The 26,347-nt window shown below is 55.6% G+C and carries 15 protein-coding genes; 8 read left to right on the plus strand and 7 right to left on the minus strand.

What is annotated here, in order from left to right; translation table 11 throughout:
- Window positions 1-63: 63 nt before the first annotated feature.
- Window positions 64-4,056: an autotransporter domain-containing protein gene (locus BQ8290_RS02420; RefSeq protein WP_108787311.1), complete on the minus strand. Its 3,993-nt coding sequence runs from the start codon at window positions 4,054-4,056 to the stop codon at window positions 64-66.
- Window positions 4,057-4,314: 258 nt separating this feature from the next.
- A complete protein-coding gene (locus BQ8290_RS02425) occupies window positions 4,315-5,229 on the minus strand; it encodes a LysR substrate-binding domain-containing protein (RefSeq protein WP_108787313.1) in 915 nt (304 codons plus the stop codon).
- Window positions 5,230-5,372: 143 nt separating this feature from the next.
- Here BQ8290_RS02425 and BQ8290_RS02430 point away from each other — a divergent pair, with 143 nt between their 5' ends.
- From BQ8290_RS02430 to BQ8290_RS02450, 5 genes are all read left to right on the plus strand, one after another.
- Window positions 5,373-6,875 (plus strand): TolC family protein, encoded by a 1,503-nt coding sequence (locus BQ8290_RS02430; RefSeq protein WP_337660930.1) that lies wholly within the window; start codon window positions 5,373-5,375, stop codon window positions 6,873-6,875.
- Window positions 6,868-8,172 (plus strand): HlyD family efflux transporter periplasmic adaptor subunit, encoded by a 1,305-nt coding sequence (locus BQ8290_RS02435; protein ID WP_108787316.1) that lies wholly within the window; start codon window positions 6,868-6,870, stop codon window positions 8,170-8,172. The genes BQ8290_RS02430 and BQ8290_RS02435 overlap by 8 nt, the downstream gene beginning before the upstream one ends.
- Complete coding sequence (locus BQ8290_RS02440; RefSeq protein WP_108787318.1) at window positions 8,169-11,423, plus strand: efflux RND transporter permease subunit; 3,255 nt, start codon at window positions 8,169-8,171, stop codon at window positions 11,421-11,423. Before BQ8290_RS02435 ends, BQ8290_RS02440 begins: the two co-directional genes overlap by 4 nt.
- A gap of 76 nt (window positions 11,424-11,499) precedes the next feature.
- The gene (locus tag BQ8290_RS02445; RefSeq protein WP_108791784.1) at window positions 11,500-13,647 is read left to right on the plus strand and encodes a prolyl oligopeptidase family serine peptidase; all 2,148 of its coding nucleotides are present in this window, start codon (window positions 11,500-11,502) and stop codon (window positions 13,645-13,647) included.
- Complete coding sequence (locus BQ8290_RS02450; protein ID WP_108787320.1) at window positions 13,644-14,195, plus strand: pseudouridine synthase; 552 nt, start codon at window positions 13,644-13,646, stop codon at window positions 14,193-14,195. The genes BQ8290_RS02445 and BQ8290_RS02450 overlap by 4 nt, the downstream gene beginning before the upstream one ends.
- Here BQ8290_RS02450 and BQ8290_RS02455 read toward each other — a convergent pair.
- Together BQ8290_RS02455 and BQ8290_RS02460 are read right to left on the minus strand one after the other, a co-directional pair.
- Complete coding sequence (locus BQ8290_RS02455) at window positions 14,192-15,367, minus strand: cupin domain-containing protein (RefSeq protein ID WP_337660931.1); 1,176 nt, start codon at window positions 15,365-15,367, stop codon at window positions 14,192-14,194. The two genes, BQ8290_RS02450 and BQ8290_RS02455, sit on opposite strands and share 4 nt — an antisense overlap.
- The gene (locus tag BQ8290_RS02460) at window positions 15,364-15,624 is read right to left on the minus strand and encodes a hypothetical protein (protein WP_108791788.1); all 261 of its coding nucleotides are present in this window, start codon (window positions 15,622-15,624) and stop codon (window positions 15,364-15,366) included. Before BQ8290_RS02460 ends, BQ8290_RS02455 begins: the two co-directional genes overlap by 4 nt.
- Before the next feature lie 123 nt (window positions 15,625-15,747).
- Here BQ8290_RS02460 and BQ8290_RS02465 point away from each other — a divergent pair, with 123 nt between their 5' ends.
- On the plus strand, window positions 15,748-17,619 hold the full coding sequence (locus tag BQ8290_RS02465) for an ATP-binding cassette domain-containing protein (RefSeq protein WP_108787322.1): 1,872 nt from the start codon (window positions 15,748-15,750) through the stop codon (window positions 17,617-17,619).
- Between the two features lie 7 nt (window positions 17,620-17,626).
- On the opposite strand, the gene BQ8290_RS02470 is transcribed toward BQ8290_RS02465, so the two are convergent.
- On the minus strand, window positions 17,627-20,275 hold the full coding sequence (locus BQ8290_RS02470; RefSeq protein WP_108787324.1) for a M14 family zinc carboxypeptidase: 2,649 nt from the start codon (window positions 20,273-20,275) through the stop codon (window positions 17,627-17,629).
- A 310-nt stretch (window positions 20,276-20,585) separates the two neighbouring features.
- On the opposite strand from BQ8290_RS02470, the gene BQ8290_RS02475 reads away from it, so the two are divergent.
- Complete coding sequence (locus BQ8290_RS02475; RefSeq protein WP_337660932.1) at window positions 20,586-23,879, plus strand: TonB-dependent receptor domain-containing protein; 3,294 nt, start codon at window positions 20,586-20,588, stop codon at window positions 23,877-23,879.
- Window positions 23,880-23,956: 77 nt separating this feature from the next.
- Here BQ8290_RS02475 and BQ8290_RS02480 read toward each other — a convergent pair whose 3' ends face one another.
- A complete protein-coding gene (locus BQ8290_RS02480; RefSeq protein ID WP_108787327.1) occupies window positions 23,957-24,538 on the minus strand; it encodes a VOC family protein in 582 nt (193 codons plus the stop codon).
- Window positions 24,535-25,662, minus strand: coding sequence for a 4-hydroxyphenylpyruvate dioxygenase (gene hppD, locus BQ8290_RS02485; RefSeq protein ID WP_108787329.1), 1,128 nt, complete (start codon window positions 25,660-25,662; stop codon window positions 24,535-24,537). The genes BQ8290_RS02480 and hppD overlap by 4 nt, the downstream gene beginning before the upstream one ends.
- Before the next feature lie 150 nt (window positions 25,663-25,812).
- Between hppD and BQ8290_RS02490 the strand changes: the two genes are divergently transcribed.
- Window positions 25,813-26,346, plus strand: coding sequence for a VOC family protein (locus BQ8290_RS02490; RefSeq protein WP_108787331.1), 534 nt, complete (start codon window positions 25,813-25,815; stop codon window positions 26,344-26,346).
- Window position 26,347 lies beyond the last annotated feature (1 nt).

Below are 26,347 nucleotides of genomic sequence, written 5' to 3' on the forward strand. Positions count from 1 at the left end.
CCAGCCGGTGCGATAAAGCACCAGCTGGCTTCCCTTGGCCTAGGCAGCCCAAGTTGGAACCGCTTAGAAGGCAAAGCGGACGCGAAGGCCGCCCGAATGGGATTGGTATTCCGAAGCGAAACGACCGCGATATTCCGCGCCGATCGACAATCCGCCTTCGTTGACGAAGTCGATGCCTGCACCGACATCAAAGCGCGATTCAGACGCTTCATCCGCGACCACTGTGAAAGTGTCGGCGCCGCCATTGAACGAGCCGGCAATCGCAAGGGGATCGCTGCTCAAATCATAGGCGTAATCAACACTCGCATACGGGATCAGGCCGCTATCGTTGCCTCCAGCAACCCTTAGACCGATACGGGCTTCAAGGAACTCGGCGCTGTCGCTGTCCAGTGTTAGGCCAAGACCACCCGTTTCAGTGAAAGTGTCACGGGAAAGCTCTGCATAGCGCAGGCCACCATTTGGCGTGATCACCACACCGCCGGCATCGATGTCATATCCAGCATTCAAGCTGGCATAGACGCCATCCACATCGCTTTCTCCGGAAACAGGAGCGTTCAATGCGACACGGCTGTTGTCAACGGAGCTGCTTGAGTAACCCAGTTCTGCGTTGACATAGGCTTGACCCAAATCGAACCCAGCATAGCCGCCGATTTGGATAGCATCGATGTTGCTTTCCGCTGCCGCCGCCACGTTCGCTTCAACTTCGATGTCGGAGTAGTTGAACAAGATACCGACTGTGGCCGCCTCTCCAACTTTGCCATCGAGGCCAAGAGTGAAGCCGGTGGCATCAGCATCGTAGCCCAAACCGCTAACACTGGTCGGGTCCGCATCGGCGGTGCGGGCAAATGCCGCGCCCCAAAGGCCAACACCATCACCGCTGAGACGATCCTGCACTTGCGCACTGGCCAATCGTTGGCTTTCATAGATCTCGCGGGTCACACCATCGTTGATCGCAGGCAAAAGCGTCAGCGCGTTGGCTTCGAATCCAGTTGCCGATGTCACACCATTCAGCGCGGCAAAGACATCATCGGAAAGGCGATTGTTGGCCGCTGCCGATGCAATCGCAGAACCAAAGCTGTTGATGTTGCTATCGCTCGACACGTTGCTCAAATCGGTTGCGGAAACAGCCACCGAAACAGAGCCGAGATTGACCGTGTAGTCGACAAGGAAGTCATCTTCGATGACGTTAACAGTCACTCCATTGTCGGTAAAAGCGCCCGTTTCCGTCAGCACGTCGATTGTGGAACCAATGTCAGCCTGACCTATCTGGGTCGTGGCTACGTTGATCACGCTGCTCATGCCAAGCGCCGTGTCGCCAACAACCGCTAGGCTATCGACACCAAGATCAAAGTTGAGGGTGCCGTTGGCATTCAACGAACCATCAATGGTTTGAGCCCCCGACACGGTCAGCGTCGCCATATCAGCAATCGTCACATCTACCCCGCCGGACACACCGTCCGACAATGTTGAATTCCCGCTCGCAAAAGTCAGCGTGTCGGCAAATGCCGAACCGACAAATGCACCGTTCAACGCTCCACCATTTTGGACAAAGTTCAACCCGGCAAGCGCCGTTGACGCATCAACCGCGTTCACACCGCTAAGCGTGCCGTTGTTCGTAAACGTTCCGGTAAAAGCAACGTTTTCAATCAGGACCGCTGCGGCGGTTTCTGACGAGATCGTGCCATTGTTCACAATGTCATCCGCCACAGTCACCGTGGTTCCTTCGCCCGCGCCATTGAACAGGCGCAGACCTGCCGACGCGCCCGAAGCTTGCGCTTCGCCGCGACCTGCGATCGTACCGTCGTTGACCAAGGTGAACGCACGTAAATCGCCGTCATTCACGCCCAGCTGGAGCGAAACACCCGAACCAGCCACACCCGCATCAATGATGCCGGCGTTGTTCAGCACAAAGTTGTTGGCCGTTCCATCGGCGTAGACAGTGCCATTGCGTTGAGCGCCGGTACCGAGGATCGAACCTGTGTTGTTGACGGTCAATCCGTTGCCATCAATGTTCAACGCCCGGCTGCCCGATGAAATCGTGCCCGAATTGTTGACGATAGCTTGGCTAAAGTCCCCGCCGCCTGCTGGTGTTGGATTGCCAAAATACAGGCCATTTTGAACGCCAGAGATCGTGCCCGAATTGTCGAGAACGCCTTGGAAACTGACACCGTTCACAAAGCGAATGCCGCCGGCTGTGCCGTTCGCTGATTCCGACGCGATCACGCCGCTATTGGTGATGGTGCCAACAAACAGGCCGTCCGATGTGGCATCTAGGACGCCAGCGTTGCGAGTGCGCTCAAACCGGAGACCATCGCCGGCTGTCGCCGCACCAGCCAATGCGTTTCCTCGGCCTTGGATCGTGCCGGTGTTGGTAAGAGTGAACGCGCTTCCACCGGTTGCAGCGGAGGCCAATTGTGCAGAGAAACCTGCGCCTTCATTGCCCATGCCTGCGTCAATCACACCATCGTTGTTCAATGCGAAACCTTGCGCCGTGATGTCGGAATACACCGTGCCATTGCGTTGATTCCCCGTACCAAGGATGGTGCCCGCGTTGTTCACAACCAACCCAGTTCCATCAATGTTCAAAGCTCGGCTGTCCGATGAAATTACGCCATCGGCAAGATTGTTAACGACGCCGCCCGTGTGATCGGCGCCACCTGCGGGAACAGGATTGCCAAAATACAGGCCGTTATTGACGCCAGAAATGGTGCCAGAATTGTTCAACACGCCTTGGAAACTAACGCCGTTCACAAAGCGAATGCCGCCGGTTGTTCCTGCGACTGCTTCCGAAGCGATCAGGCCAGAATTGTCGATAGACCCAGTAAACAAGCCCGTGGTGGACCCTTCGAGAAGGCCGCCAACGCGCGTGCGTTCAAATCGAAGACCGTCTCCCGCGGTTGGATCGCCAGCCCCAGCCTGTCCGCGTCCTTGAATTGTTCCGGCATTGGTGATGGAAAAGTCGTTGCCAGCCTCGCTCAGTTCGACCGAGAAACCCGCGCCTTCATTGCCCATACCTGCGTCGATCAAACCACCTTCAAGGTTGTTCAATTCAAAGCTTTGTGCGGTCGAATCCGCATAGACTGTGCCGTTGCGTTGGTTGCCCGTACCAATGATCGATCCCGAATTGTTCACGACCAGGCCAAGGCCATCGATGTTCAGCGCCCGGCTATCCGAAGCGATCGTGCCAAGATTGTTGACGACGCCGCCCGTGTGATCGGCGTCATTGCCAAAATACAGACCATTTTGAGCGCCGGAGATGGTTCCGTCCGCTTCATTGGTCAGCGTGCCTTGAAAGCCAATGCGATTGGCAAAACGAATGCCAGCCACGGTTCCTTGCGCGCTTTCCGAATTGATCACGCCCGAATTCGTAATGTCACCAGAGTAGATGTATTCTGGGGCAAGACCGGGACCGAAGAAACGGATGCCATCGCCCGCCGTGCCGCCCGCCGCAGACGCCTGACCGCGCCCTTGAATTGTGCCCGCATTGGTGATCGCACCATCGCGCGCCATACCGCCGCCGCCGACTTCGATCGCGATACCGGCCCCTTCGACGCCCGCATCAATCGATCCTGTGGCCGCATTGTTGATCGTGATCGTGTTTGATGTTCGATTGGCATAGACGGCGCCATTGCGCTGACTTGCCGTACCAAGAATGACGCCAGCATTGTTCAAAACGGCGTCAGTTCCATCAAAGTTCACAACCCGCGACGCGCCTTCGAGGCGGCCTGTTTCGGCGTTGTTGATCGTTGCACCTGTGACGCCCTGATTGACTTGAACAGTTTGTGTGACGCCGGTTGTCGCAAGCGTTCCGGCATTGTCGACCGTAACATCATTGTTGGCGACAACCACCACAGGTGCGCCGTCCACAACACTGGTAACGTCGACACCGGCGGTAATCGTATCGCCGTCGGCATTTGACGTGACCGTCATCGTGTCGCCATCGTTGATGACTTGTTGTGCGTTCGCTGCTCCGGTTGCGAGCAATGCAACGGTAGACGAAGTGACTAAGAACCGGCCCGTATTCAGGGCCGCTTTGCGTGCAATTGAATGTATCATTGTGCTGCCTTTTCTCTCCAAGAAGATGATGGAAGACGAGTGTGGGGTTTAGGGGGGTCACCCGCCTTCCGAGACAAGCAAATATGGCCATAAATTCACGTTGTATAATACATGCTATCAATGGATCCGATAGGCGGAGACTATCATTCAACATATTGTTTTTAGGAGATTCTTTATCGCAAACATAGAAAAGCAGCCCGCTTGAAGCAGACCGCTTTGTGGAGCAATTTCAGCGGTCAGGAAATCTGTTGATTGGACCTATGAAAGCGGCGCCACATTCATCGGCGGGCGAGATCGAATTTCGGCGCAAAGTGCCATCAAAATATGTTCGCGCGGACACCCCTTGCGGGACACAAAACCAATGTCGCGACCATAGGATGAATCATCAATTGTGATGAAACGCATTTCAGAGTTTACGCATTCCAGAATGGGGCGCGCCATCATCGGTACGAGAGTGCATCCAACCCCTTCGGCTAGATAGTGCGTCATCGTTAGGAAGTTGGTCGCGAGAATCTGTTCGGGTACATCGACCCCAATATTCTTGTCGTCACACAGTGAAATCGTATCCGCCCGCAAACAATGCTCTTTCGTCAAAAGAAGCAGTTCTTCGACCGGAATGTCGCATGGGCTGATGTTGTCGATGTTGGCAAGGCGATGTGATGCCGACACCATCAAGACCAAGGGCTCTTTAAACACAGGGGTGAAACGATAACCTGTTCTTTCGATCGGGCCGCTCATCATGGCGACATCGACGACTCTTTCTTCAAGTTCGGTCAACAAGACATGCGTCGGTTGTTCGCGATAGATAACGTTTAGATCTTCTGCGACGGCCCGAATGGACTTCGACAAATACGGCAAAGCAAACGGCGCCAGCGTTGGGATCATACCGATTCGAAGAGGGGCCGAAAGAGGATCGTGATATTCTGCGGCCGTGTCTGAAATGCGCTGAGCAGAGCGCAACATATCTTTCGCCGTTGCAACAATGCGCGCGCCCGCATCGGTTGTAAAAACGCCGGAACTGGTGCGTGCAAACAGCTCAACGCCCAATCGTTCCTCAAGCTTCTTCACCTGAGCCGAAAGCGACGGCTGACTGACATGACAGGCATCCGCCGCGCGTCCGAAATTGCGATAGCGGTCGATTGCTGCGACATATTCAAGATCACGAAGGTTCATGGACCAATACTCCCACAAGCGATTACGCAGGGGATCGCCGGAAGGTTACAATCGTTCGCGAAATCCAGAATTTGCTTTCCGCATCGCCCAACGGATGGTACCCGGCGCCCACCTCTCAAACGCCAATATAGAGGCGTCTTTTGTTGACCAATTTTTGCGCCAAATACCGGCCTAATCTGCGATTCCTATCGCTGTGTGCGATTGCTTTATCGTTGCCCGCTTGTGTTTCTCTGGCGCCGGAACAGCAGTCTCCCGATATCGTGGCAGAAATGCCCGAACGATTTGCCTACGAAACGCAAGGCAATGAATACAAACCAGAGGCGTGGTGGGTCAGATTTCAGGATCCCGTTCTCAATGAATTGATCGATTCCGCGCTTTCTAAGAATTTCGACATCGCCCAATCGATCGCGCGATTGGAACAGGTTCGCGCACAAGCTCAGATTTCAAGGTCGGCCCTCTTCCCGAGTGTCGATGCAACGATCACAGCAAGCGAGGCGAGCAATCCATTGGCGGGAAGCGCGTTTGGCGATTTGGGTGGCGGAGCGATCACCCGGATCGAAAACCAAACCGTCGCGCCCAGTGTTTCGGCGGCATATGAACTCGATCTGTTCAGCCGCAACCGCAACGATGCGGGTGCGGCGCGATTGGATGCTGTCGCTTCGGAACACGATCTACAGGCCGTACGATTGGCAACGGCCGCTGACACAATCTCCACTTATTTTGAGATTGTGAACACACGCCGTCAGATCGAACTCACTGTGCAATCCGCCAGCGTTCTGAACGACCGGGTGGAAAGCGCAGAGGAAGAATTTCGTCGCGGATTGACCGAGAGTTTTGAGCTTTATCAAATCCGTCAACAACTGCGCGCGACGCAGGCATCTTTGCCACAGTTGGAAAGCGCGCTCGCCGATGCCGAAAACAGATTGGGCGTTTTGCTGGGCGTCTATCCCGGTGATCTAGACGAGACCCTGGCCCGCCCATTGACGCCGCGATTGGTTTTCGAACCGGTTCCGGCTGGATTGCCTGCCCAATTGCTCGAACGCCGTCCAGACATCGCCGCATCATGGGCGCGGCTGGATGCGGCTCGATTGCGAATTGGGGCGCGCCGCGCGGAACGATTTCCGCAGATTAGCTTAAGCGGGTCATACGGCGCACAAGGGGATACGCTTTCCAGCGGGTTTGATTTTGCGGACAACTGGACGCGATCTTTGGCAGCCAGCATCGTGGCGCCTATTTTCAACGCCGGTCGGATTTCGGCCAATATTCGGGTGGCGCGCGCGCAATATGACGAGAACGCCGCCGCCTATTCCGCTACGGTCCTTCAGGCGTTTCGCGAAGTAGACAGCGCCTTTGCCGATTACGAAGAGCAACGGCGACGCTATCTCCTTGTCACAGCACAGTTGCGTGAGGCGGAATTGTCGCTTGATCTGCAACGGCGACGTTATGCGTCGGGTGTCGGGACATACACCGCTTATCTCGACGGGCTGACCACCGTGTACCAAGTGCGATCCGATCTTTCATCATCGGCTCAGGCAACCGCTCTGGCCCGGTTAACGGTTCATCGCGCCCTTGCCGGCGATTGGATCGCAAACGAAGACACGCCATCAACCCAGTCTATTCCTACACCGGAGACACCGGATGAATAATCAGTTCAAATGGGCCTTTGGTATTCTCATTGTCGCCTGCGCGTTGGCGACGGTTATGATCATGGCGCGGCCAGAGCCTGCTCAAGAAACCAAAGAGGTTCAATCACCCTTGGTGGAAACCATTCCGCTGGAATTATCGACAGAAGCAATCCCTGTTTCCGTATCCGGCACGGTTCAACCGCGCGACGAAATCGTGATCGGGGCGCAAGTTTCCGGTCGCCTCACTTACGTCAACCCGGCCTTTCGTGAAGGTCAATTCGTCACCGCCAACAGCATCCTTTTGAGGATCGATCCAACCGATTACCGCAACCAAGTCCGCATGGCGCAGGCCGATGTAGCGGCCCAAGATGTTGCCGTTTTAGAAGCCCGCGAAGAAGTGACCATTGCTCGAGATGATTTGGCTAAATTCCAAGCGCGAGAGAACGAAGTCGAACGTCTGGCATCATCTATCGACGAAGCGGGATACGCCGCGCGCTTCCTGCCACCGGAAACACTATCGCCATCGGGTCAAACCAGCGATGAGGAAACAAATCCCGCCTCAGAAACAGACGCGGGATTGGCAACTCGCGAGCCACAATTGCGCTCTGCCGAGGCTGCGCGTGAACGCGCTGCGGCTTCTTTGGCAGACGCGCAAACGGCGTTGAATCGCACGCAAATCTCGGTCCCTTTTTCCGGATTGGTGCGCGAAGAAAGCGCCGCGGTCGGGACCTTGGTCCAAGTGGGACAGTCGCTGGGATCAGTCGCCTCGACAAGCGTGTATGAAGTTCGCTTGTTCCTAACCGAAGACGAAGCCGCACTGATCCCCGGTTTGTTGAGGGGGTCCAACGGTACGATTTCCGCGGATGTGTTCTACGAATATGGCGGCCTCACCTACCGTTGGCCTGCCGTTGTCGATCGCGCTGATGCCAGCTTGGACCCAACCACGCGAAACGTCGAAGTGTTCTTGCGTGTTCCCAATCCCTTGCGAGGCGGTTTGATTGTTGATGGCAATGAAGGCAGCTCCGCCAATGAAGCCCCGCCATTGTTGCTTGGGGCGTTCGTCGAAGCGCGCATCGCTGGAGACAGCACGGAAGGGTTTGCCGCCATCCCACCATCTGCATTGCGTCCGGGCAACACCATTTGGGTTGTGCGCGATGGGAATTTGCGGATCATACCGGTCCGCGTGATCCAACGCAGCGATGATTTCGCCTATGTCGCCGCCGCGACGCTTTCGCAAGGTGGCGAATTGGTCATCAGCAGCCTCCCCTCTCCAACCGACAACTTGCCCGTCCGCATGGCGGATGACACCGCCCAATGAATAATCAATCGAGCGACACCGCGGACATTCAAGAAGGCGAGCCGTTAGATCGGTTTGGTCACGCCGCCGAACGCGCGCGGGACAGAAAAGGCGTCATCGCCTTTATGGCTCGCAACGGTGTCGCCGCGAACATGATCATGTTGTTCATGATCGCCGCCGGTTTGTTCTCCTTTTCCAGCATCAGCCAAGAGGTGTTTTCAGAAACCAGTCTCGACACCGTGAGAGTGTCGGTCGCCTATCCCGGTGCCACCCCGCAAGAGGTTGAGGAATCGATTGTTCAACGGGTCGAAGAGGCGGTTGAAAGCGTCGAAGGCGTCAAAAAGATCACGAGCACTGCGTCCGAGGGATCTGGGGCCGTCAATGTCGAATTGGAAGCCGGCACAGACATCGCGCGCGCATTGGATGAAGTGAAATCCGAAATAGATCAGATCGATACATTTCCCATCGATGCCGAAGAAGCCGACGTCCGAGAATTGGTCACCCGCCAAGCGGTTATGAAAATCGCTCTATTCGGGGATGTGCCAGAGCGGACATTGAAGGAAACCGCTTACGCGTTGGAAGACGCAATATCGGGCCTGCCCGATGTCAGTTACGTTCAAACCAGCGCGGTGCGCGATTATCGGATTTACGCAGACATCTCTCAAGATGAATTGCGCGCACTCAACCTCTCTTTGACCGATGTATCCAACATCGTCGCACAAAGCAGCTTGGACAGCCCCGCCGGTTCTGTTGACACCGCTAACGAAGAAGTCCGCGTGCGGACCGTTGGCCAAAACTACACACAACAGGATTTTGAAGACATCGTCCTGCTTACAACCGGTGAAGGCGCGATCCTAAAGCTTGGCGACGTCGCCACCATCGATGATGGGTTTGAAGACACCGATTTGATCGCTCGGTTCGATGATAAACCGGTGGCGTTTGTCGATGTCTACCGCACCAGCGATGAACGGGTTTTGGATGTTGCAGCCGCAGCCAAGGGCTTGCTCGATGACGGTTTCGATTTGCCGCCGGGGGTCGAATACGCGATTTGGGACGACGACAGCGTCCTGCTCGATGACCGATTAAGCTTGCTGCTCAAAAACGCGGCCATTGGCCTTCTGCTTGTCTTGATCGCGCTCACTTTGTTCCTCGATCTTAGATTGGCGTTTTGGACAGCGGTGGGCATCGGTGCGACCTTTACCGGTGCGATCTTCCTGCTCGAATATGCCGGGTCCAGCATCAATATGTTCTCCTTGTTCGGGTTTATCCTCGCATTGGGGCTTGTGGTGGATGACGCGGTCGTTGTGGGTGAAAACATCTACGCAGAGCGCGAACGCGGGCGAAGCGGCACGGGCGCAGCGATTGCGGGTACACAACGGGTTACCATTGCGGTGATCTTTGCAGTTCTGACCACGATCACTGCTTTTTCTCCATTGTTGTCTGTTGGCGGGACGATCGGGAAAATTGTCGCAGACGTACCGCTTGTTGTTCTTGCCGTTCTGGCGCTGTCGCTGGTCGAAGCGCTTTTGGTTCTTCCCTATCACCTGTCGCACCTTCCCCCCGCCGGAACGCGCGCGTCAAACGCCATCACCCGCTTTTTTGAACGCGTGCAAAAGGCCGTTGATGCCCGATTGATCGCTTTCGTCGAAGGCCCTCTGGACCGCGCGTTGAAATTCACTGTGCGCGCGCCAGCCATCATCCTGGCAGCGGCGGTAGCGTGTCTGATCCTTTTCGTGACGATGCTGCCAGCGGGCATCATCAAATTCTCGTTTTTCCCTGACATCGAAGCCGACACTGTGGGTGCATCTCTCGAAATGCCTGCGGGAACCACGATCAACCGCACTCAAGAAGTGACCGAACGGATCGAAGCTGCGGGCGAGCGAGCGGTGGAGCGATTGTTGGGTGAAGGTGCCGATCGGTCGTCTTTGGTAATGTCGACCTACACCACGGTCGGACTGCAACAAGTGGGCGGCGGCCCAGACGGCGACGTCGACAATTTCAGTCCCGGAATATCAAGCGTCCAGTTCGCGCTGACCTCAAACGAAGAGCGCACAGTTTCTGCTTTGGCATTCGAAGAGGCGTGGCGCGATGAATTGGGCGCGGTTCCCGAGGCGCGATCAATATCCATTTCCTCATCGCTCTTGTCGCTGGGCGAGGCGGTCAATCTGCGCATTTCGCATCCTAACGAGGAAATTCTAGAAACCGCAAAGTCCCGGGTCATGTCCGATCTGTCTCAAATCAGCGGCGTCTTCGACGTTGAAAGCGATCAAGACGCCGGCATGCGTGAAATTGAATTGCGGCTAAAGCCATCGGCACGGACATTAGGGGTAACGTTGCAGGATGTGGCGGCGCAAACGCGCGCTGCGTTCTTCGGTGCCGAATCCGTGCGGGTGCAACGCGGCAGCGAGGATGTCCGCGTCTATGTTCGCCTGCCAGAGGATGAACGCAATTCCATCGCCGATATTGAAGGATTTAGAGTGCGAGTTGCCGACGGCTTCACGTCACTCGGCGCGATTGCCGATGCCTCCTTCACCGAAAGCCCTTCCCAGATAAACCGAGAAGCTGGGCGCCGAGTCATCTCCATTTCTGCAGACGTAGACGACCAAGTGGTCACTGGTGACGAAGTGAGCACCTTGCTTTCGCAAGACATCATGCCGTCGATCATGGCCGACTATCCGGGCTTGCGTTACAGTTTCGGCGGGCAACAAGAAGAACAAGCGGAAAGCTTTGGCGATCTCGGCACGGCTTTTGGCCTAGCATTGATTGTGATCTACGCGCTGCTCGCCATACCGTTCAAATCCTACACTCAGCCGTTGGTGATTATGGCAGCCATACCGTTTGGATTGGTTGGCGCGCTGCTCGGCCACTTGGTTCTCGGCATCCCACTCGGCATCTTGTCGATGTTCGGCATTGTTGCGCTGTCAGGGGTGATCATCAACGGATCGTTGGTGCTGGTCGACTTCTTCAACGAAAACCTTGCATCCGGCATGGAGGTAGATGACGCAATCGTGGACGCGGCGAAATCACGGTTCCGCCCGATCATGCTGACGGCCGTAACAACGTTCCTAGGCGTCGCTCCAATCACCTTCGAAACCAGTATTCAGGCGCAGTTCCTGATCCCAATGTCTGCGAGCCTTGGGTTTGGCGTGTTGGTGGGAACGGTTTTGTTGATCCTTGTTATTCCGGCATTGGCGATGGTGCATATCCGATCAAAGAACTTCATTGCACAGCGGCTTGCCCCTCGGCACATATCCGACAACGCCGGCGATTGACCGAGACTGGCAAGCGGTTCAAACCGGTTGGATTGAATTCACCGTTCGTTTCGGTGTTGGTCTCACAGGAAATGCCATGCCCAGATCATTTGTCGCCGCACAATTCGCGGCTAGCCTAATTGCAATTCCCGTCGCATTGGCGACACCGGTTGCCGCTCAATCACCAGAATCGGCCGATCCGATCAAACATGGCTCAGAACGCACCGAGCCTACGCGCATATTCACCGGCGAAGACCTGTTCGATCTGGCCGTAGCGTCGGACCCCCAGATCAGTCCGGACGGCAATCAGATTGCCTACGTGCGTCGCCAAAATGACATCATGACCGACCGCGCCCAAAGCGCAATCTGGATGATCGACACGTCGACTGGCGAAGAAACGCCGGTCGCTGGCAGCGAAGGGGGGGCATTCGCTCCGCGTTGGTCGCCAGATGGGACGCGGCTCGCCTATGTTTCTGTGGAAAGCGGCAATGCGCAATTGTGGGTGAAATGGATCAACAGCGGCGACATCGTCCGACTAACCCGACTGCCCAACAGCCCATCTAGCATCACTTGGTCACCCGACGGACGATCGATAGCTTACACCATGTTGGTCGATGATGCCGCGCCGAAACTCGGCTCAGCGCCCGCAAACCGGCCAGAAGGCGCGGAATGGGCGGCGCCGCTTAGCATAACCGATCTCGTCAACTTTAGAGCCGATGGAACCGGTGAGATCGCACCCGGTTTCAGCAAGATCTTCATCATTTCTGCGACGGGCGGAACGGCGCGCCAGATTACCTATGGTCCCAATCACGACGGCGGCCCTCTAAGCTGGACTCCCGATGGCAACACGATCATTTTCACCGCCAATCGCAACGACAATTGGCAAACCGACCCGGTTGAGGCCGATATTTGGACCGTCAATGTCGATACGTTGGAATTGGCGCAATTAACCGATCGCGATGGACCGGATGTGGGGGCGATTATGTCACCCGATGGCCGTTTCATAGCGTATACCGGGTTTGACGATGTTGGTCGCGCTTATGAAAACAATGAGCTGCACATCATGGACGCCGATGGCGACAACCCAAGATCGCTGACATCGCAATGGGACTTCGGAGTTGATGCGATTGCGTGGGACGAGGATTCCCGCGGCGTCTATGTTCAATATGACGATCACGGAGAGACCAAGGTCGCTCGGATCGACCTAAATGGTCAGGCACAGACCATCGTCGAGGGTCTCGGGGGAGGCGGATTTGATCGTCCTTATACTGGCGGCTCGTTCTCCGTTTCGGCGAACGACACCATCGCTTTCACCGGTGGGACTGCAACGCAACCAGCCGACGTTCGCATATCTCGCAATGGTCGCTCCCGTGTTCTAACCAATTTGAATCCGCAATTGATGCCCAGCGATAGCCCCGTCACCAAAACGATGGGCGAAGTGCGCGAGATCTCTGTCGCATCCAGCTTTGATGGCCAAATGGTGCAAGGTTGGCTGACATTGCCTCCGGGCTATGTCGAAGGGACGCGAGTGCCTTTGATTTTGGAAATCCATGGCGGCCCCTTTGCCGCCTACGGCCCGCATTTCTCGACTGACAATCAACTTTATGCTGCCGCTGGATACGCGGTGTTGTCTGCAAACCCGCGTGGATCGACCAGCTATGGTGAGGCTTTCGCTCAGGAGATCGACAAGGATTACCCCGGAAACGATTATCACGATTTGATGAGCATCGTGGATCATACCGTCACACTGGGAATTGCCGATGCCGATCGCTTGTTCGTGACGGGCGGATCGGGTGGCGGTGTTTTAACATCATGGATTGTTGGCAAAACCAATCGATTCCGCGCGGCAGCGACGCAAAAACCAGTGATCAATTGGACCACTCAAGCCCTTACAGCCGATGGTACGGGGTATTTCGGTCAATATTGGTTGGGTGCACGGCCTTGGGAAAATCCGGAAACATTCTGGGCTCATTCGCCTCTGTCATTGATTGGTCAGGTTCAGACACCGACTTTGGTCGTTGTGGGGGCCGAAGACTATCGCACACCGGTAAGTGAGGCGGTGCAGTATTATTCGGCGCTGCAATTGGCCGGCGTTCCCACCACACTGATCCGGGTGCCCGGTGCAAGCCACGGCGGTTTCGCCGCGCGCCCCTCGCAAAGCGCAGCGAAGGCGTCAGCAATCCTTGCTTGGTTTAATCGGTATTCGGAAGGCTGGGAACCTGAAACAGACGAAAGCGGCGAATGACGCGCCTCATTCTGTTCAACAAGCCTTTCGGAGTGTTGTCGCAATTCACCGACAAGAACAGCCCGACACAACGCCAAACCTTGTCCGATTTTATCGACGTCCCAGATGTTTATCCGGCTGGCCGGTTGGACCGGGATAGCGAAGGGCTCTTGATCCTGTGCGATGATGGTCGAATGCAGGCACGAATTGCAGACCCAAAATTTAAGTTACCCAAAACATATCTGGTTCAAGTCGAAGGAGAACCGGATCCTGCGGCGATCGCCGGGCTGCGCGACGGTGTTCGATTGAAAGATGGCGTTACGCGGCCAGCATTGGTCGAGCGGATTGAGGCGCCCGACCTTTGGCCGCGCGATCCACCAATCCGCGTGAGAAAAACAGTCTCAGACTGTTGGATCAAGATCACCATTCGCGAAGGCAAGAACCGCCAAGTTCGCCGTATGACCGCCGCTGTTGGGCACCCGACATTGCGGCTTGTTCGATGGGCCGTCGGTGATTGGACCGTCGATGGACTGGCTCAAGGTCAATACACCGAAGCGCGCGGTTCCTAGCCAAAGTCGCCGTGTTGGCCGACTCCGATCGCGCCATCGTTGTGCAACGTTTCAATCAATGCGCACAATTCCGGCGACACATCGTTGCTGGCGGAGATCATGACGTGATCGGATGCGCACAGGTCTTGAACGAAATCGTGCAATGCACTCGCAACCGAAACGGTACGTCCATCCACAGCCAAGAGAATCGTTCCAGGGGATTCCATTACGAACGCGAAACGGCTGGCAGGATTTCGGATGACATCACAGCCCGACTGCAGCAATTCTGCAATTCGATCCATGCTCAACGCGTGCTCTGGGCGCCAATCGATATGGGCGTGTTTTCGTTCTGTCGCATATTCGGCGAACCAGCGCGCAAACGCCGTGCGGTCTTGCAATTGTTCGGTCAACATTGCGTGCAGGCGATCAAGCGCAGCCGGGGCGATCTCACCGGGATTGATCTGACGTTGCAGATCGGGATCGCCGAACCGATCATCTTCGCGCTGTCCGTCCGCCAATCGAGAGGCAAAGCCATCGATCAATTCGCCGCGTGAGGGCGCGCGAAATCCAATGGAATAGGTCATACAGTCATCGCTTTGCGCGGTGCCATCATGCGCCAATCCGGGTGGCACATACAAGATGTCTCCGGGCTCGAGCAGCCAGTTCTGTTCCGAGTTGAACTCCGCCAACAACTTCAATCCATCGTGAGGGCGCAGCGCGGTATCATCATCGCACCATTGCCCCAATTGCCAACGACGCGTCCCCAACCCCTGAACAAGAAACACGTCATAATTGTCGAAATGCGGCCCAACCCCGCCGCCGGTTGTGGCAAAACTGACCATTACATCGTCGACACGCCAGTTCGGGATGAAGCGAAACGGGGCGAGCAAATCCGCCACTGCAGGAACATGGTGATCGACCGCCTGCACCAACAAAGTCCATGGATCACGACCCAAAGCGTCAAATCGGTCCGCAGCTAGAGGACCATTTTCCATCACCAATGCGTGGCTTTCGCCGAAAATTAGTCGCGATTCCACATGGGCTTCTAACGACAAACCGGCCAGCTCATCAGGCTCAAGAGGGTTGCTCCATTGCGCAAATGCGTTGCGGATCAGCAATGGTTTCTTCTGCCAATAATCCCGCAGAAATTCGTCCGGATCAAAGCCGGTCAATTGCATTCCAGTGGCGCTCATTGCGGCCCTGCTGAAGCCATCAGATCCATAAAATTGCGCGCCGCTTCGCGATCCGCCTTATCTTCGAACGCCACATCAAGATCGGGTGCGGCATCCAGCATATGAAGCAAGCTCCAAAGGGCAAACCGCTTATTGCGATCTTTCTCCAGACCAAGATCGACCTGCATTCGATCGACTGCGGCCGGGATCGCATCAACTTTCACCTGAGCAAGATCAGGCGTCCCGAAATAGCGAAGCAGCATATTGTCCATATCCATGATGTCGCGGTAGCCGTTCGCAGCCATCAAGCAAAGACGAATGGATCGAATGATCGTTCAAGGATCGCGAATTTGGATGAAAGTAAATTGGACGCGACGCTTAGTGTTGCTAGGGGCGCGCTCATGTTGACGATCAACTCCCTTACCGTGCGCCTTGGAGGGCGCCCTATCCTTGAGCAAGCCAGCGCCGCAATCCCGCATGGTGCGCGCGTTGGCCTGATCGGTCGAAACGGTGCTGGGAAATCGACACTGATGAAAACCCTGATTGGGGAAATCGAACCGGATGATGGCGAAATAACCAAACCATCTAAGATCCGCATCGGCTATATCGCTCAGGACGCGCCAAGCGGATCAATCACACCCGAACAAGCAGTATTGGCGGCGGACACAGAGCGCGCCCAGCTCTTGGAAGAATCTGAAACATGCACCGACCCCGATCGATTGGGCGAAGTGCATGAACGCTTGATCGCGATCGACGCCTACAGCGCGCCATCAAGAGCCGCACGGATTTTGACGGGTCTTGGTTTTGACGAGGACATGCAATCCCGTCCGCTCGACAGTTTTTCTGGCGGTTGGAAAATGCGAGTTGCGTTGGGTGCATTGTTGTTTTCTGCACCGGATGTTTTGCTGCTTGATGAGCCATCGAACCACCTTGATCTCGAAGCGACTTTGTGGCTGGAGAATTTCCTCAAAAGCTATCCCGCGACGCTTTTGGTCATCAGCCACGAACGCGACCTATTGAACAAAGTGGTCGACCATATCTTGCATCTGCAAGGCGGTCGATTGTCGCTGTATCCCGGCGGCTATGACAGTTTTGAAAAACAGCGCGCCGAACGTGCTGCGCAGCTTGCATCGGCCAAAGCATCGCAAGACGCCCAACGCGCCCGTTTGGAAGACTACGTCGCGCGAAACAGCGCCCGCGCCTCAACCGCGAAACAGGCCCAATCACGCGCTAAAATGCTGGCCAAGATGCAACCCATTGCCGCGTTGATGGAAGACCCATCGTTAAGCTTTGAGTTCCCCAACCCAACCGAGATGAAGCCCCCCATGATCAAAATGGACATGGCTGCGGTGGGCTATACCGAGGACAATCCCGTGCTGCGGCGCGTTAGCCTTAGGATTGATCCCGATGATAGGATCGCGCTGTTGGGTCGCAATGGCAACGGCAAGACGACATTAGCTCGATTACTGGCTGCACAACTGCCCTTGATGGAAGGCGAAGTGAACGCACCCGGCAAAATGACGGTTGGGTATTTCACCCAATATCAGGTTGAAGAATTGGCGGGCGACGCAACACCGGTCGAACACATGACGCGCGCTATGGAAGGCCACACTCCCGGCGCGGTTCGCGCACAGTTGGGCCGGTTCGGTTTCTCCGGCAGCCGCGCAACAACCAATGTCGCTAAACTGTCCGGTGGGGAACGCGCGCGCCTTGCGCTCGCCCTGATCACGCGCGACGCTCCGCATTTGCTGATCCTTGATGAACCGACAAACCACTTGGATGTCGACGCTCGCGAAGCGTTGGTTCAAGCATTGAATGATTATTCTGGCGCCGTCATCTTAATCAGCCACGATCGCCACATGGTTGAATTGGCGGCGGATCGATTGGTTTTGGTCGATGATGGTACGGCTAAAGAATATGCAGGCAGTATGGATGATTACATCGATTTTGTTTTGGGTGTGAACCAACCTAAAAAAGATCGCCCAGCTAAATCGGCGAATGCCAAAAAAGGTCAGTCTGCCAAAGATCGTGCAAAGGCCAAATTCCTCCAATCCGAAATCAGGCGGATCGACAAAATCATGGCGACACTGCAATCGAAATGCAGCGCCATCGACAAAGCCATGTTTGAACCGGGCAAAGCGGGTTCGCCATACTCCGATAAGAGCATGAGCGATTTGCTATCAGAACGGGCGCAATTGACCGATAAGATCGACGAAGCGGAAGCGGAATGGCTATCGCTTAGCGAAGAGCTGGAAGCCCTAGGCGCGACGTAGTTGCCCGCTACCGCACCCGCGAAGGTGCGATCAAGATCGCATTGGCCAACAACAAGTCCAGCCCATCCAGATAGGCGCGGGTCGCCGGATCATGCGCAAAGGCAATCGTCAAACCATCGCCGGTTGGTTGAGCCATAAGGTACGGTTTGAACGCCAGTTGGCGACGATTTTCGTCCCACACATATCCGCTCGCGATCAGGTTATCCGTGCTTTCGAAATACAACACGTTGGAGCCGTTAGCCCGATCAAGCGGGGTGAAGATCTGCGATCCGGTTGCCAACACAACCGCGCCGCCATCATATCCAGAAGACAGGAAATGCTCTTGATCGGCGATCGTGTTCAATAAAGCCCCGGGCAACGTGTCAGGCAAGGCATTCTGATCAGCAATCGCGTCGCGATAATCGGCCTCGTTGGCGAATTCGCTTGCCTCACTCAATGATCCTGCTTCCTCATCATCTGAAACCGGTTCGCGACCCAATGCCGCTTCGCGTTGAACAGAAAGCAAGGGGTCATCTCCCCCGGTGAACGTTGTAATGCTGCTGCCGATGGTCACGAGAACACCGCCCCGTTCAACAAATGCGCGCAACGTCGCAATCCCGCCATCGCCCAAATTGCCGCGCGGCGAACCTGCGGGGACAACAACCACATCGTAATCGGACAAATCCGCGCCCCTAAACCGATTGGTGCGGATAGGCACAACCGGCAGACCCAAACGACGCTCAAGGACGAAACGCATCGCACCCGCGCTCAATTGTGAGATACCATCGTCCCATGCCATCGCCACTTTGGGCAATGTGAGACGGGCAAAGGCTTCGCTGCCCAGATTTGGGCCATCTTCAACCCAACTGGAATCGAGCGCGACGGTTTCCGCGCCGATTTCGCGAGCCAATTCGCGCAAACGGGCCATGCTTTCAGGTGAATTGGCGCGCGTTGGCGCAATTACCGTTCCTCGTGGATAAGTTCGGCCATCTTTGGTAAAGGCTTCGTCGGTGCCGCTCATTTCAATCCCTTCGCGAAGGGCCAAAGTGATAAGGCGCGCTTGACCGCTATCGGACCAAGGCACGGCAACGCCAAAATCACCTGATCCGCCTTCGACCGGAGCGATTGGGGCGGTCGCCGAAAGCAAGTCCCCCGACGGAGCAGTCGCGCACGCCACAACGTCCAATCCGGACATCAAGCCAACAGACCATGCAGTCACATCATACAGTTCATGCGGGAGGTCATCGGAACGGCGACGTTCTTGCTCGGTAACAAAATCGGCGGGCAAAGCGGTGTCGCGATCCAATAAGCTGCGGACCAACCGAGCAGCAGGCTGAGCCTGAGGAACGGAAAGAAAGCCATTTGGATAGGACCGGCCGCATGCATTGGCTGAACCTGACCGCCGACGCACCTCAATACCTTGAGCGACCAGCCTCCGGCCCAAGCTTTCGGCGTTCCACCGGCGGTCGCCTAAATCTATAATGTATGCGCCCCTTCCCGCTGCTCCATTGGCGTTGTTGGCGCGATAGGTCGCATAGTCAGATAGGAAACGGTCCGCGTTCTGCGCGACTGCTTCAGCGGTCGAAAAGCTCGCGATGAAGTGATTGCGCACGCCATCCGCGTAGGTCAGCTGCGTTCCGTTGCGCCGATCAAAGACCAGCCCGCGCGCCGATCCTTGCTCGTATGTGCTGCCAATGGCGCCTTGATGTGTGTTCCAGGTGTCACCGTAGCCCGGGTAAAACAGGTCATAGACTTCGCGTGTAAAATAGGGCTCTCCCATTTGATCAAAATAGGCGGCGTTGTTGCGGCCAATGATCTCATAGGAGCGTTGTTGCGCGGCAGTGATGTTCGGGTTGATCGGTTGCGCCGCAGGAGAGAAAAAATACGTCTCATCCCCGCCCATTTCGTGGACATCAACCACGACGACTGGGCTCCATTGGCGGATTGCGGCGACTTTACCGCGGGTTTCGGGCTGGCTCAAAGTGAACCAATCGCGGTTCAAGTCGAACATATAGTGGTTCACTCGCCCACTAGGCCACGTTTCATCGTGTTCTGCCGCTTGCCGATCACCGACAGGCTCAATCCCGACCGCGCCGCGAAAATGGTTTACGAAACGCGCCCGTCCATCGGGGTTTTGCATCGGGTCGAGCACAACGATGCTTTCTCGCATCATTTGATCCACCCGTGCATCGTCACGCGCCGCGATAAGATGATAGGCCATCATCAACGCCGCATCGGTGGATGCAATTTCATTGCCGTGCACGCCATATGCCAACCATGTCACCGGCAAAGCATCACCGTTGCTGGCCCGTCCGGCAGAGATATTTGCAAGATCAGCTTGAATCGCGTCAATCCGCGCCATGTTGTCTGGCGACGTCAGGATCAAATAGTGAAGCGGCCGCCCTTCCCAGCTTTCCGCGTACTTGACCATTCTGATGCGGTCCGGTGCGGCATCCACCAAAGCCCGCGCGTATCGATCTGCTTCATCGGTGGACGTGATCCGATCGCCAGGGGCATGGCCCACTGTCTGCGTCAATGTTGGTATCGATGGATCAAATTCCGCCGACAAGAATGACTGAGCATGCGCCGGGGCAACGGATGCGATGACCGCCCCGCAGAACACCAAAGAAGCGCCGATCGCTGCGAAAGTGGATCGATACACGGATTCAAGCTTCATCGCGGATTTCCCGATTTTTGAGAAGGAGGGATTGGGTTAAGTGTTCGAACAATCCCACGCGGCGGTCAAGCGCGATCAATGCGAAAACCGGATGGCTTCAAGAAGCTCAGAAGCGGTAGAACAGGCCATCAATGGTCGGAAAGTCCAAGGCAGCACCCAAATGCGTAACAAAATTATCACGCAGCTCGATTCATCGTTTACATTTCGCGGAGGTTGGCTTGACAGATGTTACAACTCGATGATCTTTGCTGCATCGCACCATGCGCATAAACTGGCCATAAGATGCCAACACTCCAAAAAAGGGAACGCCATGAAACCTCTTAAAATCTCCGGTCAGGCCCTCCTGCTCGCCGCGGTTAGCGCCATGCCATTTGCGGCACACGCTCAATCGGCTCCAGATAGCGATGCAGAAGAAGCACAAGAAGAGAACCGGATCGTTGTTACCGGCTCACGCATTGCACGTGATCCAAACATCGGCTCACCGGCTCCTATCCTCTCCGTTGACGCCGAAGCATTGACACAAGCTGGTACGCCAGACGTTGTTGAAGTGTTGCGCGACATTCCCGCTCTTTCCACATCAACCACAGCGGAAGGTTCTATTGACGGCATCTTCTCTGAATCGGTTGGTCAATCCATTCTCAACCTGCGCGGCTTGGGCGCGAACCGTACCTTGGTTCTGGTCAACGGCCGCCGCCACGTTTCTGGTGTTGCAGGCGAACAGGCGGTGGACATCAACTCCATCCCTACCGCGCTAATCGAACGAGTCGAAACGCTGACGGGTGGCGCATCATCCTTGTATGGTGCTGACGCTGTGACAGGCGTTGTAAACTTTGTCCTCAAAGATGATTTCGAAGGCATTCAAGCGAATGTCCAATCGGGTATTTCGTCACAGGGCGACAGCTTCCGCATCAACGCCGACCTTACATGGGGCGTAAACTTCGCCGATGGACGCGGTAATTTTGTAATCTCGGGCGAATATGCGCGTGGTGACGAACTGCAATTCGGTGATCGTGCATTTTCACGCAACAACGGCATTTTTGACGACCAAGCAAACCCTGCTCTGCGTCTTCAAACCGGCGAACTGGGTGCCGATACGCCAAACTTCGTAGCCAATGGCGCGGTGTTGGGCGGGTTGATCCCAACCGACACCACCGGTTTCACACCGACTGCGGCGGAACAGGCATTGATCAATCGTTCGATAAACGCACCGCGGCGTTTGATCGCTGGCGATCCGCGCTTTTCGCTTTCGTCACCGGGCGGCATCATTGCGCCGGGTGATATCGGTCTTAGCGATGGTCCGGACATCAACGGCAACGGCACACCCGATTGCCTTGAATCTGCGGTTGGTTTCAACAGCACATTCAATGCCGGCGCCTTTGGCTTGGCCGGTGGTTGCGCGGTTGTGAACGACGATGGCTCGCTTAGCGTCTATCAAGACGGGGCGATCACCGGTTTGTTCAACCAATTTGGCGGTGACGGCATTGCCAACAACTTCGACGTGAACTCGTTGATCCCAGAGACTGAGCGTTGGTCGGTAAACGCCAACCTCACTTATGAGATCTCGCCTTCCGCAACCGCGTTCTTCGAAGGTAAATACGTGTCCAACTCGGCCGAGTTTCAGGCTCAGCCAAACACGTTCTATGATTTGTTGACCGTCCGCGCCGACAACCCATTCATCAGCGCCGATCAGGCACAATTTGTCGCGCCATTGTTCTTTGGCAACGGCACAGACGAAGGGTTCTACATCACGCGTGACCCGACCGATCTCGGTCCGAACCGCAATCGCAACGAATTTGAGTCATACCGTTTTGTCGGTGGTGTACGAGGCGACACCTCGGATCACTTCTCATACGAAGTGTCGGCCAATTACGGGCGCTTTACGCAAGACACAAACGATGCGAACCGCGTGATCACTGACCGGTTCTTTGCCGCGATCGACGTCATCGCCGATCCGACAACGGGCGCGCCGATCTGTCGGTCCGATATTGATCCAACAGCACCGGCGACAACACCGTTTGGCATCCCAGCCGGCGATCCTGGCTTCTTCACCTTCAATCCGGGTGACGGTTCTTGTGCCCCTGCCAATATCCTTGGCGGTGCCGGAGCGATCAGTCAGGAAGCGATCGATTTCATCACCACCACGGTCGTGAATGAGTTCCAACTTGAACAGCTTGTCTTTAGTGCGATCTTCACCGGCGACACTGGTGCGTTCCTCGAATTGCCGGGTGGCGCAGTTGGTTTCGCATTCGGCGCGGAATATCGCGAAGAGCGTTCGGAATCGATCTTTGATCCGCTGGTTCGCGGCATCGTTCCGGTGACCACGCCAAATGCTGGTGCGGGCGACTTTGTCGGCACAGTGACTGGCGGCGTTCAAAACTCCTTGGTCTTTGACCCTGCGTCGACGATCAACAATGCCGGCGGCGATTTCAACGTCTACGACTTGTTCGCTGAAGTTCGCTTGCCGATCCTTTCGGGTGTGGCTTTCGCTGAAACACTGGAATTGAGCGGCGCGGCGCGCTTCTCAAGCTATTCCACGGTCGGTGATACGTTCACTTGGAACGTCAGCGCCTTGTGGGCTCCTAGCGAAGACATCTTGTTCCGCGGTACATATTCTGAGGCTGTTCGTGCACCGAACATCAACGAATTGTTCAACCCGGCTCAAGGCGCGTTCTTCCGCCCGGTTGATCCGTGTGATGCAGGTAACCTCGTCACGGCGGATGATCCCGGCCTTCGCGAAGCAAACTGCACAGCGTTCTTCAACAATATCGGGTTTGATCCAACACTCGGCACCGGGGCCTATGCCTATGTCGATCCGTTGACGGCGCGTTTCTCTGGCTCGATCAGCGGCAACCCGAATCTCGAAGAAGAAAGCGCGACAACATGGACAGTGGGTGCGCAGATCACCCCTAGCTTCCTGCCCGGCCTCATCCTCAGCGTCGATTATTACAACATCGAAATCGAGGATGCGATCAACGCAGTGAGCGCACAGGATATCGTCGATAACTGCGTGGACAGCGCAAGCATCACCAACGATTTCTGTGGTCTGTTTGAACGCAGCGGTGCAACCGGCGGCTTCACCTTCCTGCGTCAAAGTTCGTTGAACTTTGCTCGTCAGGAAACAGCGGGTGTCGAAGCAGCGTTGCAATATCGTTTCGATCTCGGACCGGTAGACTTCACGTTCAACGCAAGCGGAACATGGGTCGATAAGCTCAACAACTTCTTCGATCCAAGCGATCCAACTCTGGTTGACCCTGAGCTGGGTGAATTGCAGCGTCCAGAATGGGCGGGCAACGCCTCGCTTACGGCCGCATATGAAGCGTTCAGCCTGACATGGTCGACCACCTATCTCGATAGTCAGGGCCTTCGCTCTGTTGAGATCGAATCGGTAGGCAACACCGGAGCGGATACGTTTTCTACGGCCAATGGCCTGTCGAGCGATGTTATGATCCACAACATCTCGTTCAGCTTCGAAGCGACGCAGAATATTGATATCTACGGCGGTGTGAACAACGTGTTTGGCCGTGATCCATTTGTTACAGAACAAGCCTTCCCGGTTAGCCCGGTCGGCACACTGTTCTTCCTTGGTGCAACACTCACAATGTAAGCGCCAATTTCAAATGAACGCAAAAGGGGCGCGAAGTGCTAAACTTCGCGCCCCTTTTTTTACGCTTTCGATCGCGCTTAACTTTGGCCGTGTTCCTCTCGGGCCAGTTGATGCAACCAATCCGCGTGACGCGGCGCGGTCTTTGTCTCGCTCCATTCGTCAAGCATCATGGGCGCAACCCGTTTCAATTCAATATACTGTTCGTCGGTGCCGATATCGGCGGCCAATTCGACCCGATGCCCATTAGGGTCAAAGAAATAGATTGATTTGAAAATACCATGATGCGTCGGCCCCAGCACATCGATGCCCTGCGCCTCAATATGAGCCTTCGCCTGCAACAACGCTGCTTCGTCCGGTGCGCGAAACGCCAAGTGTTGCACCCAGGCTGGCGTGTTCTCGTCACGCCCCATGTCGGGTTGGTTTGGCAATTCAAAGAACGCCAAGATGTTGCCATTTCCGGCATCCAGAAAGACGTGCATGTAAGGGTCATATTCGCCGGTTGACGGCACGTGATCCTCGGCAAAGGCAGTGGTGTATTCCATGCCGAGAACCCGGCCATACCATTCGACCGTCTCTTTCGCGTCTTTGCAGCGATAGGCAACGTGATGAACCCCGCCCAGTTTCACGGGATGCGCCGACGACGTTCCAGAACCACTCATTGAGCGGGCTCTGGCGCCACATTCAACACACCGCGCGCGACCTGATCGCGTTCAATGCTCTCGAACAGAGCTTTGAAATTGCCTTCGCCGAAACCATCATCGCCTTTGCGCTGAATGAATTCGAAGAAGACCGGGCCAACTTGCGCCTCGGCAAAAATTTGGAGGAGGAGGCGCGGTTCACCGCCTTCGGTGGTCCCATCCAAAAGGATGCCGCGCATCTTCAATTCCTCGGCATTTTCACCGTGTCCCGGCAAACGTTCGTCGAGCATTTGGTAATAGGTTTCGGGCGGTGCGGTCATGAACGGAACGCCGAACTCTTTGAGCCGGTCCCAACACGCCACAAGATCTTCGCAGATCAAGGCAATGTGCTGAATGCCTTCGCCGTTAAATTCGCGCAGAAATTCTTCAATCTGGCCTTTGCCGCCTTCGCCTTCTTCGTTGAGAGGAATGCGAATTTTTCCATCAGGCGCGGTTAGCGCTTTTGACGTCAGGCCGGTGTATTCGCCCTTAATATCAAAGAACCTAATCTCTTTGAAGTTGAACAGGCTCTCATAATAGTCCGCCCAATATTTCATCCGGCCGGTGTAAACATTGTGCGTGAGGTGATCGATGGTGTGGAACCCTGCGCCTTCGGGATACGGATCAACACCGGGCAGATACTCAAAATCGATGTCATAGATGGTGAGGCTTTTGTCCTCCGCTCCGGCATAACGATCCACCAGATAAAGGATCGCCCCGCCAATACCGCGTATCGCAGGAATGCGAAGCTCCATCGGGCCGGGTTCGTTCGCGACCGGTTCCGCGCCTTGCGCGATAAGGTGATCGTACGCCGCCTTTGCATCGCGCACACGGAACGCCATGCCGCATGCGGACGGGCCGTGTTCGCGGGCGAAGTACCATGCCGCGCTGCGCGGTTCGTAATTGGCGATAAGGTTGATGCCGCCTTGACGCCAAAGATACACGTCTTTGCCGCGATGCTTTGCCACTTGTGTGAAGCCCATTGCTTCAAAAACAGGTTCAAGAACGCCTTTCTCTGGCGCGCAAAATTCGACAAATTCGAACCCGTCCAGACCAGCGGGGTTTTCAAACAAATCACTTGTGTGAAGTGGGGTATGCTTTGTCATGGCAAGGCGCTTTCGAATGTTTCAATATAGTTACGAATGAAACTAAATAACGTGAATGCCATGATTTGTCAAAAGCGGAGTGACAATTGGCACCGATGCGATTGCAACGCCTTTCTATCACAGGCACACATTACCGTAGGGAGACATCGGATGGCGATCAAAACAACGGGCATCAACCACATCGCGCTGGTTTGTCGCGATATGAAAGAGACGGTCCATTTCTACACCGAGATATTGAACATGCCCTTGTTCAAAACCGTCCAATTGCCGGATGGTGGCCAGCATTTCTTCTTTGATTGCGGCAATGGCAATTCCGTCGCGTTCTTTTGGTGGGACGATGCGCCGCCGGCCGCCCCAGGCATTGCATCGGTCAAGGAATTCCCATTCGATGCAAAGACCGCCGTTGGATCCATGAACCATCTCGCCTTCGATATGGCAGAGGATGAATTGGAAGCGGCGATCGTCCGACTTCAAGACGCAAATGTCCCACTGACCCCTGCGGTTTTGAACCACGATGACAGCCCCCAAGGCGTCGCACCAGCAATGCATGATGGGGTATTTGTGCGGTCGGTGTATTTCACCGATCCCAACGGCATCATGCTCGAATTTGCTGCAACAACCCGAGCATTCGGCCCAGAAGACATCGCCCATGAACCCGCAACCTGTAACACAGCCGAAGGGTAAT

The organism is Erythrobacter sp. Alg231-14 (assembly GCF_900149685.1).
Classification (GTDB): Bacteria; Pseudomonadota; Alphaproteobacteria; order Sphingomonadales; family Sphingomonadaceae; genus Erythrobacter.